This is a genomic window from Paenibacillus sp. B46(2026) (genome assembly GCF_056786355.1).
Genome location: NZ_CM165907.1, coordinates 2,665,849 through 2,680,975 on the forward strand (window position 1 = coordinate 2,665,849; position 15,127 = coordinate 2,680,975).

A 15,127-nucleotide genomic window follows, 5' to 3' on the forward strand; every position below is an offset into this window, starting at 1 on the left:
GATCGCGCTTATTTACTCGAAGAATCCGTTAACTTGGAAGAAGACGTCTCGTCCTTCGAGTCATGTGAGAAATCTTTGCGAATATTTTCCACGATATCACCAACCACACCTTCAATCATATCGGTTGGTCCGGGATTTTGCTTGTCTGGATGGATCACTGTGTTCACGCCTGATTCAAGTTCATCGTTTGTTTTCTCATGTTTGGCTTTGTCGCTCATGGGAAATCCCTCCTTGTTTCGTAATGTACAGGTGTTTCTTAACATGTCCAAACACCATTACGTATATGTAAACGATTAACCGCTGAAGTTCATTAGAAACGTGATGCTCAAAGATCAATACGCATACAGGATAGAAATGGACTGATTAATCTTGGACGAGCAGTTTATATTATAGATAACCGGTTAATGTTAAGCATGTTGTATTTCCAATGAACAACTATTCTCAAGGAGGTTATTCGGATGAATGAACAAAATCACGTGATCCATAAAGATGGCCAAGTTTCTACTGACAAGGTGGACAATGCAATTGAGAAGATTGCGCCGGAAGAAAGAGAACAGATTTTACAGAACTTTGATGCATTCAAAGAATACCTGGGTAAGCGAATTGCGATGGGAGAATCAATCGGATTAAGTCAAGAACAGATGGCTAAAATCGCTGAGAAAGTAGCGGATTATCTGGCAGCCCGGGAGGAACCTCGCAATCGTGAAGAGAAGTTGCTTCAGGAGCTGTGGAATGTAGGTAAGGAAGATGAACGTCATATGCTTGCCCATATGCTCGTTCGTTTGGCGCAAGGCTCTACAACCAATCATTAAGATGAGCATCTATGCATAAGATACATTTACAAGCATAAGAGTAATATACAAGTAAAGAACCCCTGAATGGCTAGGTCTTCAGGGGTTCTTACCGTTTACGAAGACTATAGACCGGAGTGATGACGCACATTGTAACTATTTTTAATCTGGCTGATACTTTTATACTCGCTGTTCCAAGTATGATAGGAAAAGAAAGAGCGTTGGAATGGATAGTTCAGATGAGCGTTTGAGAAGGAAGACTTCCGGTTAAGGAATAATAACGTTCATATTAAGGAGAGATGTTACCTATGAAGAACGCGACAAAACAATGGAAACTACGAATGATCGGTGCAGTTGTTGCTTTACTTGGTATGATTGTGCTGACTACATATTTACTTACCCCTGCGAATGCTCAAGGTAGTACGGACACTCAACAACCTATTGCGAAAAAAGCTCAGGTTGCCAACTCTGAGATGTTTACAGCTTATGTGGAAGGTATGCACCAAGAGAATGGCAAGTTGGTTATGACAGTGGACAAGATTGGCTGGTACCAAGGTGAAGAAGCCGATGCGATTTTTGCACAGCGTAACCCGGAAGCAGGTATAGACGGTGCTCCAGATGGCTACTATATTGTCAATGACAGCAAAGAACAGGAACAGGTTGAAGTTAGTGCCAATGCTGAAGTATTGATGCAGTTGTATGATCGGGATGGCACGATGCTGGGCGCAGACATTCAGTGGAATGAACCTGTGACATTATCCAAGTTCGAATCGTTGTATGAGAATACCCGTATTCTGGATTTGTCCGTTTTCCCTTATCATCTGACGGTGCAGGACGGAAAAGTCACCAAAATTGTGCAGCAATACATCCCATAAAATAAGATGAAATTCATCAGTCAAGCATTCCTCCCGTTCAATAGAACGGTGAGGGATGCTTTTTGGTTATGACAAATTCATGAAAGCGATTGTAATTAATGGGAGGTACATGTATCATTATTGGAATGGCGTTTTTACATAGTTCAGGAGGAGCCTCATGCTTAAAGACATGATTGCATTAACCAAACCCGGACTTCTAAGGCTGAATGTGTTTGCGGTGGCGGTAGGATTCTGGGTAGCTTCAAAATGGGATATCAATTGGATATCTCTGCTCATGGTCGTGATTGGATCAACTTTGGTTATTGCTTCAGCTTGTGTAATCAACAATTATTGGGATCGTGAATTGGACCAAAAGATGGAGCGTACCAAAAAAAGGATGGAGTACATTAACCATCTGAAGCCAGGGTTTGTTCTTGGCTATGGCATTATCCTGGGCGTTGTGGGACTAGCTGTATTGTATCTCCTGGTGAATCCATTATCGGGCTGGATGGCTCTGCTCGGATGGTTTGCGTACATCGTGATCTACACGATGTGGTTGAAACGCAGTTCGACCTGGAGCACGTCGCTGGGTGGAATTGCAGGAGCGATGCCGCCTGTCATCGGTTATACGGCTGTAACCAACGAAATTGATGCAGGAGCCTGGTTGCTGTTTGCACTATTATTCTTGTGGCAACCACCACATTTCTGGTCATTGGGTATTCGCCGGGTGGAGGAGTATCGTGCTGCCGGATTCCCATTGTTGCCTGTCGTAAAAGGGGTGAAACGCACCAAGTTTCAGATGATTCCTTACGTTTTCCTACTGCTTCCAGCCGTATTCCTGTTGTATTACTACGACTACGTTGGTCTGGTATTCCTGATTGTATCTCTGCTTGGCGGACTGATCTGGTTCGTGCATACACTTAGCGGACTGAAGACACAGGATGACGAGAAGTGGGCAAAAGTGAACTTTCTGATCTCGGTGAACTATCTCATGCTCGTATTTATTGTTATGGTCGCGAACACGACATGGTCTTAATCAGGTGATGAACAGAACATTCTGAGAAAGATTTCAGCTTAAGCTGTATAAATTGAACTAAACATTTACACAAAACGGAGAGGACAGAAAGAACCTGAAGAAGCGAAAGCGTTCGCCTAAAAGCTTTCTGAAAGAAAGCTGCATCGAAAGCATACGCTTATCCCCGGATTGTCACCTTTGTGAAAATGATTCGGAAAATTCGGGGATAACAGCGATCGGAAGTTATAACAGGCTGCATCGAATGAAAAAGCACACTATGGAATAGCGTTTGGACAACCTCTGGTTGTTACAACATATTCTCCAGTGTGCTTTTTTGGTATAATAAAACAATTGAATCATATATGTGGGAATTATAATGCAAGATGGGAAGTGACAGCATGAGTAATTTGGAACAGGCCGTGCGATGGAGAGAAGAAGGCAAGGTGCAGGAAGCGATTGAACTTCTGCAAGAGATTACAGTCCAGGAACCCGAGAATGCGAATGTCTGGTATCAGCTGGCTTGGGCACATGATTCGCTTGGATTGGAGCGGGAGGCTGTCCCGCATTATGAGAAGGCACTGAGTCTTGGACTTTCTGGCGAGGACAGGGCAGGCGCAATACTTGGACTCGGCAGTACATATCGAACGCTTGGACAGTACGAGCAGGCAAAGGTTTGGTTTGAAACGGGGATGAAAGAATTCCCGGCGTACCGGGAATTTGAAGTTTTCTATGCCATGGTGCTCTATAATCTGGGTGAACATGCAGAAGCGATGCAACGATTGCTTGTGCAACTTGCGGATACATCAAGTGACAAGAGAATAAACGACTATAACCGAGCAATCCGTTACTACGCAGATCAGCTGGATCGGGTGTGGGAATAGATCGAATACGCAGAAAAGGGAGATGGATGAATGAACTCCAATCAAGATCTGAAACAAGTAAATGAAAGATTGGATCAGATTGAGCAGAAGCTGGATAACCTGGGAGGCAACCAGCAGAATAAACGCTCGCCTGGCGTGCGCTTCCTGATTGGTTTAGGTATCACGATTGCAGTTATATTTGTACTGATGCTGACTCTTGGTGTTATCCAATTTGTGAGTAACGGATAGGAGAAAGGATCATAACGATAAAGGTAGTGAGTTCTCCAAATTTACTTACATAGCCGGGCCGAGCCACTGTTGCACCTCTTCAATGAAACGCCGCGTAGCGGGCGATAGATTGCCCAGAGATGGGCAGGCCATGCCAATCGTACGATAAGGATCTCCAGAGAGTGGCACGAGCGCGAGTGCATCGGTATGATTTTGAAGAACCATTTCCGGCAGCAGGCTGATGCCAAGGCCATTCCGGACCATCGCCATGATGGCTTGATCTTCTGCGACTTCATAGATGACATTGAGCTTGGTTGCATGCTGCCGAATCAGTCGTTCAATCTCGTTATCTCCGCCCCACTTGGGCAGAATAAAGGGTTGCTCCAGCAGAATATCAAACGAAACAGACTCCTCTGAGGCGAGAGGATGATCCAGAGGCAGGATACACATCATCCTGTCTTTTTGCAATGGAATCGTCTCAAAAGGTGATGAATCGCCGAGGGACAGAAATCCGAGATCGATGGCACCTCCAGCCAGCCAGCCCTCAATCTCAGCATAATCGCCCTCCCACAGCTTGATCTCAATTCCGGGATGACGCAGTCGAAATTGTTTCAGGATGCCGGGCAGCCACTGTGTGGAGACACTGGCGAATGTACCAATACGAACGGTACCAATCTCGGCGCCGCGAATCAGTGAAATCTCCTGGTTCATTAGTTCCGTCCAGCGCAGAATCTCACGTGTGTATCCCAGAATACGTTCGCCTTCAGCGGTAACCCGCACACCGGAGCGGCTTCGATGGAGCAGGGAAAAACCGTATTCTGTCTCCAGACTTGCGATGGCATGGCTGACTGCGGATTGGGTGATGTTTAATGCTTCAGCTGCTTTGGTGAGACTGCCATATTCCACAACGGTATTCAATATTTCGTATTTGATCAGTGACATGAATGGCTCCGTTCCTTCCCATTTTAAATACATGAGTTTATTTCATATAATACATTATAAATATTCATTTTTATAATGCAAAGAGATCGTTTATACTTGCCAAGGCGAGTTAGTTTGATGCACGATCACACAGATCAGAATACATAGAATGAAGGTTGAAGCAAGATGAATGGTGTACAGGTTAATCAAGGTCAGGCAACAAGAAGAGCGGACATACAGATGCTGCTCGCAACGGTCATATGGGGATCATCCTATCTGTTTATGAAATCGGGCCTAGAGTCAATGCAAGAATTGAATCTGGTCGCATTTCGTTTTGGAATTGCCTTTCTTGCAGCAGGGATTCTTTTTCATCGGCGACTGATTAAAATGGATCGAAGAACACTTGTGGCAGGAGCCATTATGGGGACAGCTTTATTCGCTGCATTTGTATTTATCACCTATGGTGTGCAACGAACAACGACATCCCAAGCGGGATTCCTGATAAGTTTGGCCGTTATTTTTGTACCCATCCTGACGACCATCCAGCATCGTCGTATGCCGGATAAACGATTGACGTTAAGTATACTGGTGGCAGTAACCGGGCTGGGTTTGTTAACGCTTCAACATGAACTGAGTCTGCACACGGGAGATATTCTGTGCATTCTTGCAGCTCTAGTGTATGCCATCTACATTATGATAGCTGGCAAGTACACGCCGAAGCATGATCCGCTAACACTGGGAACGGTACAATTAGGTGTTGCGGCGATGTGGGGAATTGCAGCTACATTTATGCTGGAAACCCCACGTATGCCCGATACGGCTGAATCCTGGGTAGCCATTCTCGGGTTAGGTGTATTGTGCAGTGGCTTGGGGTATATTCTGCAGACACTCGCACAACGCCATGCTTCTCCCACAAGAACGAGTCTGATCTTCTCACTCGAACCTCTGTTTGCAGCGGCCTTTGCTTTTACCTTTCAAGGGGAGTCATTAACGTTGCAAGGATATGCAGGAGCAGCGCTGATGTTGATGGGTGTGTTGATCACAGAGATCAAGCTTGCACAGCCTATCTTCTGGCGCAGAAAACGTCCGGCTTTACAGTCGGAATTCGGCGATCAGGGAGCACCGGGCGTATAAGTAAGGGACAAAGGTCCTTTCGTTATCTTCTATGGAAGGTGAGGAGAGGTCCTTTTTTGGTTATGTCGAATACCTTGTGTAACAGATAAACGGATACCTAACAAAAATAGAATAACATAACTTGTTTTGTTGATTTTTGTTTTTTATGCTACACTGAATGGAAAATTAGGAAAAACGGGTGAGTAGGATGGCCAAAAGAGTAACGATGCAGCAAATTGCGGATGCTGCGGGGGTGTCCAAATTCGCAGTCTCCCGTGCGCTGACGGGGAAGCCTGGTGTGAGTGAGCATACACGCGAGATGATTGTCAGAACAGCGGGGCAGCTCGGGTATTTCAGAACTGAGCCTAAGCGTTATCCGGGCGAGACACAGATATCAGCGGAGATGAAGCCAGAAGCGGAGCGCCAAGGCACCATATTGATTTTGTTTCCCAACATTCGTTCTCAGAATCGGTCCTCCTTGTACTGGGGTCCTGTGTTTGACGGCATTTCTGAACGGCTGAATGAGAGGGGAATGGATATTTTAACGTTAACAGAACCCTCTTCAGATCGGATGTTCTCGGTCCTTAATCCCGAAGCAATCAGCGGAGTCATTACCGTGGGCACCATCTCGACATCGGTATTGCTGGAGATATACAGGCTGCGCATTCCGCTTGTCATGGTGGATCATGAAGACCCCGCCATATACGCAGACTCGGTTTTTACGGACAATATAAAGTGTATGAAAGAACTGGTTCTCATGCTCGTTGGAAAAGGGTACAGAAGGTTCCAGTTTGCCGGGCAACTGCCCGATGCGGCAAGTTTTAGAGAACGCTGGCTTGGATATCGTACGGTGCTGGAAGAGAAGCAGTTGGAGGCAGAACAGCAAGAAGACTTGCTGGGACCAGAGTATGATCAGATCCGGAGATCCATTGCGGAAATGGAGCTGGAGGATATCCCTGAAGTCATTGTATGTGCGAATGATCATACAGCTGTCATCGTCCTTCAAGCACTCCGCAGCCGAGGCGTTCAGGTACCTGAACGCTGTGCCGTAACCGGGTTTGACAATACGCAGACGGATGAACCCATTCTTGCTTCGGTACATATTAACAAAGAGAACCTGGGCACGAGAGCGGTAGATCAGCTGTTGTGGCGTATCAAACACCTGGATGAACCATATGAACGCAAGCTGATCTATTCGGAATTAATTATTCGTGATGAATATAACACCAGTATAGAGTAATGTGATACAAACTTATTGAACCATTCTAACAATGAACATACGGGTAAATGAAATCAGGTGAAAGACATGGAGAGGTTAGAGCTTCATGTCTTTTTGTTATGCAGAAACCATTTAACAAATTAAATTACAAAACAGATTGACTGCGAGAAGCATATCGTGTTAATTTTGTTTTGTAAGTTATTTATTTTTGTAATAACAAAACCTAACAAAATATTGGTTAACAACTCTAACAACAATGGAGGCTGTCATGAGCACAATACAATCACATGTTTTTCAGAATTGGACGTTCAAGGCTTGCGAAGATCAAGAGTGGATGCCGGCTCAGGTGCCCGGCTGTGTGCATACAGACTTGCTGAAACTGGGCAAGATTCCAGATCCTTTTTATGGAACAAACGAGAAGGAAGTACAATGGATTGATAAGATAGATTGGGAATATCAGACTGAATTTGACGTTGCCGAAGCGTTGTTCTCGCAGGAACATCTGGAACTGGTGTTTGATGGTCTGGATACATATGCGGATGTGTATGTGAATGATGTGCATGTGTTATCAGCAGATAATATGTTCCGAGTATGGAAGGCAGATGTAAAGGCTGTATTGAAGGGGAACGGCAACATTCTCCGAATACGTTTTCGGTCACCAATTCAGGAAGATCTGCCTAAGCTGGAGAAGCTGGGATATGCATTACCTGCATCGAATGATCAGTCCGATGTTGGCGGACTTGGCGACAAGAGAGTAAGTATTTTTGCACGTAAAGCCCCGTATCACTATGGTTGGGACTGGGGTCCGCGTTTTGTAACCAGTGGGATCTGGCGTGAAGCACGTCTTGAGGGTTGGACACAGGTACGAATGAATGATGTGTATATCCAGCAAAATGAAGTAAGCGCTACTTCTGCTTCATTAACTGCTGTTGTGGAAGTCGAGACATCACAAGCGGTAGATACGGTCATTCGTATTGGCGCAGACGGTCAGAGATGGGAAAGAGCGGTATCGCTGCAGCCCGGAACTCAGTCTGTGGAGATTCCAATCTCCATTGATGAACCGAAACTGTGGTGGAGCCGTGGGCTTGGTGATCCGCATATGTACACCTTCCTTACCGAAGTGCTTCAAGGTGAGCGAGCTGTGGCTGAATCTACAGTGAAGACTGGGCTTCGTTCCATTCGGCTGGTACGTGACAAAGATGAAGCAGGAGCATCCTTTTACTTTGAACTAAATGGTGTTGCGGTCTTTGCCAAAGGGGCCAACCACATTCCGAATGATAGCTTCATCACTGAAATTACTCATGAACGTTATCGTCATGAGATCGTATCCGCAGCCGAGTCCAATATGAATATGCTTCGCGTGTGGGGTGGCGGAATCTATGAGCAGGATGTGTTCTACGAACTGTGTGATGAATACGGAATCCTGGTATGGCAAGACTTCATGTTTGCTTGCAGCATGTATCCGGGAGATGAAGCATTCCTGAACAGTGTGAGACATGAGGCGATTGATAATGTGAAACGTCTTCGTAATCATCCAAGTATTGCACTCTGGTGTGGTAACAATGAGATTGATTCGGCTTGGGCTCAATATGTTGAGAATGGTGGCTGGGGTTGGAAGAAAGATTTTACTGCCGAGCAGCGTGAACGCATCTGGGCCGATTACGAAGCCATCTTCCATGATCTGCTGCCAGAAGTGGTTGAAGCGTATGCTCCAGGTGTGGATTACTGGCCTTCTTCACCTCTTGTATCACTTACAGGGGATGAGAAGCAGCATGCGCACCCGTCTACATCTGAGGGCGATATTCACTACTGGGGCGTGTGGCATAATGTAGAACCGTTCGAAAACTACAACGTGCATGTGGGTCGTTTCATGAGCGAATATGGATTCCAGTCTTTCCCGGAATACAAGTCAGTAAGGACTTACGCGGAAGAAGAGGATCTGGCTTTGGAGTCGGAAGTGATGCTTGCACATCAGAAGAATGGAGCAGGCAATCGTCTGATCAAACAGTATATGGATATGTACATGCATGAATCGAAGGATTTCCCATCGTTCCTGTATATGAGCCAAGTACTTCAGGCGGAAGCCATGAAGACGGCCATTGAAGCACACCGTCGCCGTAAACCATTCTGTATGGGCACACTTTACTGGCAAATGAATGACTGCTGGCCAGTGGCTTCATGGGCAGGTATGGACTACCTTGGTCGTTGGAAAGCATTGCAATATTATGCGAAACGCAGCTTCAGCGATGTGTTGGTATCGGTAGATGGAACAAAAGAAGATACAACAGATATATATATCATCTCGGATCAATTACAACCTGTAAAAGGACAGTTACAGATTCGTTTGCTCGGGTTCGATGGAACGGTGCATCGTGATGAAAAACATGACGTGACCTTGGCACCTAATACAGGTGATCGAGTGCTTTCATTACGTAACGCGGAGTGGCTTGAAGGTCATGATCCAGCTAACACGCTGCTGCGCCTGGATCTGAAACAGGAAGGTGCGGCGAATATCGTACAGGAACACTATTTTGTACCGTCCAAAGACCTTGCTCTGCAGCCTGCAAACATCAATGTAAGTGGGGGAGCGGATGAGAACGGCGTTCATCTGGTATTGGAAAGCGACGTGCTTGCTAAACAGGTATGGCTATCTTCGGAGGTGGAGGGTGTCTTCTCGGATAACTTCTTCGACTTGATTCCTGGCATTCCGGTGAAGGTGCAGTTCAGTTCCAGAGAGGGATTGCAGTCTAATGATGTGATATCAAATCCGGGACCGATCGAGGTTCGATCCATGATTGATTTTATTCGTTTGACCTAGAAGAAACGGTTGGAGTCTCTCGTAAGAGAGATTTCAACCGTTTTTTTATTGAAACCTGATCTCATTTATATATCGTAATGGTTTCGTAATACTTCGCTTAGAGAATCGTAAGCTGTCTTGCTTATTGTATTCCATGTACGAAATAAACGAATGGAGAGTGAAAAGAATGATGAAAACGAATAAGAGCAAAAAAGTGATGGTAGCAGCGGTATTGATGATGTCTATGGCCTTTTCTGGATTGGCAAGTGCTGCAGATATGAAAACGATTAAAAAGGATGGCATGGAGCTTGTTCAATTGAGACAGGCAGCCAAAATGTATGATTACAGCATTATGTGGGACAGCAAGGACAGATCGGTAACTTTGATGTATATGGGCAAAATGGACGATATGATGATGAAAGACGATATGATGATGAAAGACGATAAGATGATGGAAGACGACAAGATGATGAAAGACGATATGATGATGAAAGACGATATGATGATGAAAGACGATAAGATGATGGAAGACGACAAGATGATGAAAGACGATATGATGATGAAAGACGATAAGATGATGAAAGATGACATGATGAAAGATGACACGATGATGCCTGCGGGAAAAACAATTAAATTGTGGATTGGATCGAAAAAAATCATGGTAGACGGTATGCAAGTCAATTTGAAATCGATGCCTGTCATCCATGATGGGAATACGTATGCGGCTGAGTCTGTAATTAAACAATACATGATGCCAGCCATGGGAATGAAGTAATTTAAAGCGAAGCATCGCCATCACCATATGATATGATTGGCTCAAATGTATTTTCTGGAATATGGGGTGGGTTCGTTTGAATGAATGTGTACTGGTTGCTGATGATGATACGAATATTACCGACGTTTGTCGCAGGTATCTGGAACGGGAAGGTTATCTTGTCGTGACTGCCAAGGACGGTCTGGAGGCTATAGAGCTGTGGCACAGCCAAACGCCAAACTTGATTGTGCTCGACCTGATGATGCCACATAAGAATGGCTGGGAAGTCTGCAACGAGATTCGGCAAACTGAGGATGTGCCCATTGTAATGCTGACGGCCCGGGGTGAGGAACAGGATCGTCTAATGGGACTGACGATGGGGGCGGATGATTATCTGACCAAACCTTTCAGTCCGAGAGAACTTGTTTTGCGTGTGAAGGCAATCCTGCGGAGAATGCGAACTGCGCAGGCATCACCTGTTACAACATCTGAATATACGATCAGTTATGAAGGGCTTACCATTGATTTTACAAAGCGTGAAGTGCACGTTAGCGGGCAGGCAATTGAATTGACAGTTACGGAGTTTGAGATGTTGTATTTGCTGGCAAGTCACCCGGGTCAGGTGTTCTCCCGTAACCAGATGTTAAGCAAGATTTGGGATTTTAGCTATGAGGGAGATACAACAACGGTGACTGTACATGTTCGGAGATTACGAGAGAAGATCGAACAGAATCCTTCTGATCCGAAATATATTAAAACAGTTTGGGGTATAGGCTACAAGTTTGCGGGTGGCAGTTCATGAAACTTCGCACGTACTTGGTGTTGTCCAGTCTCACAGGCATTGGCGTATTATTAATTTGTTTGTTCATCAGTTATTCCAAAATGCTGCTTACGATCGAACAATTGTATTGGTTATCGGCTATAACGGCAGGGGTAGGCTTACTTTCGTTTATTCTTCAATATTTGCTGACTAAGCCATTAGAGAAATCGATTGCGCGAATTACACAGCAGACGATACGAATTGCCGAAGGGGATTTCCATACGGAAGTCCCTCTCATCGGTACGCAGGAATTTAAGCTCCTGGCACAGCAATTTAATGAAATGAGTTCCAAGCTGAAGGAAAGCTTTGATCATCTGCATCACTCAGAAACCGCCAGACGAGAGTTGATCGCCAATGTTTCCCATGATTTACGGACTCCCTTGGCATCCATTCAGTCATTCGTCGAAGCGTTGGAGGATGATGTTATTAAGGATAAAGAAACCTTTCAACGTTACCTGAACACGATACGACTTGAAACGAAGCGTTTGGGAGGGCTTATTCAAGACTTGTTCGAATTATCCAGCCTGGAAGCGCAAGGGGAGGTATTTGAGCCTCAGCCTTGTCACGTCGATGAGTTGCTGCTCAGTACGTTGGAGAGTTTCTCGTTTCATCTCGCCGAGAAAACGCTGAACGTCGAAATCGATTTGCCCGATAAATTACCAGCCGCGGTCATGATGCCTGCACAAATGAAGCGGGTCCTTTCCAATTTACTGCAAAATGCCATTCAATACTCTCCTATTGAAGGAAAAATCATTCTGGCTGCCGAAAAAAAGGGGCCGTTTATACGAATTTCAGTTACGGATGAAGGGGAAGGAATTGAAGCGGAGGAAACTTCCCGAATATTTGAACGTTTTTATCGCATTGACAAATCACGTAGCAAGAGCAATGGGGGGGCCGGGCTTGGCCTTGCCATCGCTCAATCGATTGTGGAACTCCATGGTGGCGAGATCGGGGTTCAGAGTACAAAAGGAGAAGGAAGCTGCTTCTGGTTCACGCTTCCGATCTACGTCAGTCGTTAACCTTGGTTTATCATGCGTAGTATTTATTCAGGTGGTGAATGACTTGACCAGTGATTTAGTATTCCTTTTCGGCGTTTTTGGTGCAGGATTGTTATCGTTTTTTGCGCCATGTATTCTGCCACTGATCCCGGTATACGTATCTTATCTGTCGGGAAGCATGGTCAACGGTACGAATCAGCAGCAGCCTGCCATCAATTCGGTTCGGTTGCGGTCCACACTTGTTTTGCGGACTTTTTTATTTGTTCTTGGGCTGTCCCTGGTATTTGTATTACTTGGTTTTGGTTCCGGCATCGTTGGTAATATGATCTCAAGTCCCGTGTTTATTGCCTTCTGCGGAGCCATCGTGGTGCTTTTCGGGATTTATCAAACCGGATTGATCCGACTATCCTGGCTGGAACGGGAGAGAAAGCTGTCAAGCGATCAAGCCAAACGGGGTGGGTATGTCGGAGCGTTCCTGCTGGGTCTGACGTTTAGTTTTGGCTGGACACCTTGTATCGGGCCTGTGCTGGCGGCCATTCTTGGTATCGCCGCAGGTGAAGGCTCTCCACTGTATGGCGGGTTTCTTATGTTCCTGTATACCCTTGGGTTAGCGATTCCTTTCCTGATTCTGTCCGTTTTTTCGGAATATGTTATGAAGCGGATACGTCGTTTATACAGGTACATGGGTGTCATCAAAATAACTTCCGGCTGTATTCTTATTGTAATGGGACTATTGTTAATGACAGACCGACTAAACAGCTTGGTGACCTGGTTTCAATAATCATTGGAGGAATTTGGTATGAAGATGGCACGGAAATGGATGGTATCTGTAATCGTATTCGCTGGAGTCCTGTTGATCTTGAGCGCATGTGGATCACAGCAAACTGAATCAAAACAAACGGGGTCATCATCAACCCCAGCATCAACATCCGATATGAGTTCGTCAACCATGATGAACAAGGGTGAGACGGCTCCGGAATTTTCATTGCGTGATCTGAAAGGAAACACGGTTGGACTTTCTGATGTTCAAGGCAAGAAAGTGTATGTGAAATACTGGGCTTCCTGGTGTTCCATCTGCCTTGCGGGTTTGGAAGACCTGAACAATCTGGCTGGTCAAGACAATGATTTTCAAGTCATTACGATTGTTACGCCAGACTACAAAGGAGAGAAATCCTCCCAAGCGTTTACCGAATGGTTTGACCAACAACCATATGATAACATAACGGTTCTTTTGGATGAGAAAGGTGTATGGGCCAAGGAATTTGGTGTAAGAGCGTATCCTAGTTCCTTTTATATTGGCTCTGATGGGATTTTAGCGAAATCACAGCCAGGGCATGCATCCAATGAACAGATCATGGAATCATTAGAAGAAATTTTGTGAGAAAGGAGGAAGTGTCATGAAGAGGATGCTGCTCGGCTTGTGCCTCCTTGTTATAGCGATAGTCGTGTCTGCTTGTGGAAACAGGGGTGAGAACCATTCAGCTTCATCTTCATCTTCGATATCCACTCAACCAGTCAAGGGATCGAGTGTCTCTGAGGAAAACCTGAGTAACTTGTACTTGGCAGGAGGCTGCTTCTGGGGTGTGGAGGCATATATGGCTCGTATTCCGGGGGTTCAGGATGTGACTTCCGGTTATGCCAATGGTGAAGGAGAGAATCCAACCTATGAGGATGTTATTCGCGGGGACCGGGGGTTTGCGGAGACCGTTCATGTAAAATATGATCCGCAGCAAGTATCTTTGCAGAAATTGCTGGAATCTTATTTTCGAGTTATTGATCCTACCAGCTTGAATAAGCAGGGCAATGATCGTGGCATTCAGTATCGGACTGGAATATATTATACGTTGCCTGAAGATGCCAAAATCATTGAGCAGGCTGTAGAGGCAGAGCAAGAAAAATATGACCAACCCATCGTAACGGAGGTATTGCCTCTGCAGAGTTATTATTTGGCGGAGGAGTACCATCAGGATTATTTGGAAAAAAATCCGAACGGATATTGTCACATTGATATGACTGTCCTGGATGACCTGGAGATTGGGATTGATCCCGCTCAGTATCCACGTCCAACAGATGAACAATTAAAGGAACGATTAACAGACGAACAGTATGCGGTTACGGTAAACAATGATACGGAGCATGCGTTCAGTAACGAATACTGGGATAATGAGGAGCCCGGTCTGTACGTTGATATTGCAACGGGAGAGCCGTTATTCACCAGTCGGGATAAGTATGATTCCGGTTGCGGGTGGCCGAGTTTTACAAAACCGATTGTACCTGAGGTTGTTACCTATACAACGGATCCGAGCTTTGGTATGGATCGCACGGAGGTACGAAGCCGGGCAGGTGACATCCACCTCGGTCATGTGTTCGATGATGGCCCCGAAGATCGCGGCGGCAAACGTTACTGTATTAACAGTGCATCGATCCGGTTTATTCCGATAGACAAGATGGAGGAAGAACGATACGGGTACTTATTGTCATTTGTCGAGTAGAGAAATAGAGTATCTGCCGATGTGGTTTCCAATACAGGACTCATTCAGGTTCGTTCCATGGCTGACTTTATCAAACTATAATAAGGCTTACGTCAGGACGGTTGAGATCTCTCTAGGAGGGGTTTCGACCGTTTTTATTTTGAGGCGACCAACAAAAAACGGAGGTAGGCTTCCAAAGATGGCTCCATCATTGCTATAATTGATAATCATTATCAATTATAGGTGTGTTTTTAGTCACAAAGCCAGGGCATTGTGCATGTTTGAT

The 15,127-nt window shown here is 45.4% G+C and carries 16 protein-coding genes; 14 read left to right on the forward strand and 2 right to left on the reverse strand.

Annotation, left to right across the window (positions count from 1 at the left end):
- Positions 1–8: 8 nt before the first annotated feature.
- On the reverse strand, positions 9–218 hold the full coding sequence (locus tag AC1S8V_RS12295) for a hypothetical protein (protein ID WP_482073812.1): 210 nt from the start codon (positions 216–218) through the stop codon (positions 9–11).
- A gap of 240 nt (positions 219–458) precedes the next feature.
- Between AC1S8V_RS12295 and AC1S8V_RS12300 the strand changes: the two genes are divergently transcribed.
- The 5 genes from AC1S8V_RS12300 to AC1S8V_RS12320 all read left to right on the forward strand — a co-directional run bounded on the left by AC1S8V_RS12300 (position 459) and on the right by AC1S8V_RS12320 (position 3,769).
- Complete coding sequence (locus AC1S8V_RS12300) at positions 459–812, forward strand: DUF3243 family protein (RefSeq protein ID WP_482073813.1); 354 nt, start codon at positions 459–461, stop codon at positions 810–812.
- 287 nt (positions 813–1,099) lie between these two features.
- Entirely contained in the window at positions 1,100–1,666 is a 567-nt protein-coding gene (locus AC1S8V_RS12305) for a hypothetical protein (RefSeq protein ID WP_482073814.1), read from the forward strand.
- 157 nt (positions 1,667–1,823) lie between these two features.
- On the forward strand, positions 1,824–2,681 hold the full coding sequence (cyoE, locus tag AC1S8V_RS12310) for a heme o synthase (RefSeq protein WP_482073815.1): 858 nt from the start codon (positions 1,824–1,826) through the stop codon (positions 2,679–2,681).
- Positions 2,682–3,058: 377 nt separating this feature from the next.
- A complete protein-coding gene (locus tag AC1S8V_RS12315) occupies positions 3,059–3,541 on the forward strand; it encodes a tetratricopeptide repeat protein (RefSeq protein WP_482073816.1) in 483 nt (160 codons plus the stop codon).
- 30 nt (positions 3,542–3,571) lie between these two features.
- Positions 3,572–3,769 carry a hypothetical protein gene (locus AC1S8V_RS12320; RefSeq protein ID WP_482073817.1) on the forward strand — a complete coding sequence of 66 codons (198 nt, stop codon included), beginning with the start codon at positions 3,572–3,574 and terminating at the stop codon, positions 3,767–3,769.
- A gap of 45 nt (positions 3,770–3,814) precedes the next feature.
- Here AC1S8V_RS12320 and AC1S8V_RS12325 read toward each other — a convergent pair whose 3' ends face one another.
- On the reverse strand, positions 3,815–4,690 hold the full coding sequence (locus AC1S8V_RS12325) for a LysR family transcriptional regulator (RefSeq protein ID WP_482073818.1): 876 nt from the start codon (positions 4,688–4,690) through the stop codon (positions 3,815–3,817).
- A gap of 165 nt (positions 4,691–4,855) precedes the next feature.
- Here AC1S8V_RS12325 and AC1S8V_RS12330 point away from each other — a divergent pair, with 165 nt between their 5' ends.
- From AC1S8V_RS12330 to msrB, 9 genes are all read left to right on the forward strand, one after another.
- Entirely contained in the window at positions 4,856–5,803 is a 948-nt protein-coding gene (locus tag AC1S8V_RS12330) for a DMT family transporter (protein WP_482073819.1), read from the forward strand.
- A gap of 187 nt (positions 5,804–5,990) precedes the next feature.
- Entirely contained in the window at positions 5,991–7,022 is a 1,032-nt protein-coding gene (locus AC1S8V_RS12335; RefSeq protein WP_482073820.1) for a LacI family DNA-binding transcriptional regulator, read from the forward strand.
- A gap of 247 nt (positions 7,023–7,269) precedes the next feature.
- The gene (locus AC1S8V_RS12340) at positions 7,270–9,819 is read left to right on the forward strand and encodes a beta-mannosidase (RefSeq protein WP_482073821.1); all 2,550 of its coding nucleotides are present in this window, start codon (positions 7,270–7,272) and stop codon (positions 9,817–9,819) included.
- A 166-nt stretch (positions 9,820–9,985) separates the two neighbouring features.
- Complete coding sequence (locus AC1S8V_RS12345) at positions 9,986–10,573, forward strand: hypothetical protein (protein WP_482073822.1); 588 nt, start codon at positions 9,986–9,988, stop codon at positions 10,571–10,573.
- A 76-nt stretch (positions 10,574–10,649) separates the two neighbouring features.
- Positions 10,650–11,354 (forward strand): response regulator transcription factor, encoded by a 705-nt coding sequence (locus AC1S8V_RS12350; RefSeq protein ID WP_482073823.1) that lies wholly within the window; start codon positions 10,650–10,652, stop codon positions 11,352–11,354.
- Positions 11,351–12,391, forward strand: a complete 1,041-nt coding sequence (locus AC1S8V_RS12355; RefSeq protein WP_482073824.1) for a sensor histidine kinase — start codon at positions 11,351–11,353, stop codon at positions 12,389–12,391. The genes AC1S8V_RS12350 and AC1S8V_RS12355 overlap by 4 nt, the downstream gene beginning before the upstream one ends.
- Before the next feature lie 34 nt (positions 12,392–12,425).
- Positions 12,426–13,151, forward strand: a complete 726-nt coding sequence (locus AC1S8V_RS12360; RefSeq protein WP_482073825.1) for a cytochrome c biogenesis CcdA family protein — start codon at positions 12,426–12,428, stop codon at positions 13,149–13,151.
- Between the two features lie 18 nt (positions 13,152–13,169).
- Complete coding sequence (locus AC1S8V_RS12365; RefSeq protein ID WP_482073826.1) at positions 13,170–13,751, forward strand: redoxin family protein; 582 nt, start codon at positions 13,170–13,172, stop codon at positions 13,749–13,751.
- 16 nt (positions 13,752–13,767) lie between these two features.
- Positions 13,768–14,862 carry a peptide-methionine (R)-S-oxide reductase MsrB gene (msrB, locus tag AC1S8V_RS12370; protein WP_482073827.1) on the forward strand — a complete coding sequence of 365 codons (1,095 nt, stop codon included), beginning with the start codon at positions 13,768–13,770 and terminating at the stop codon, positions 14,860–14,862.
- Positions 14,863–15,127: the final 265 nt, after the last annotated feature.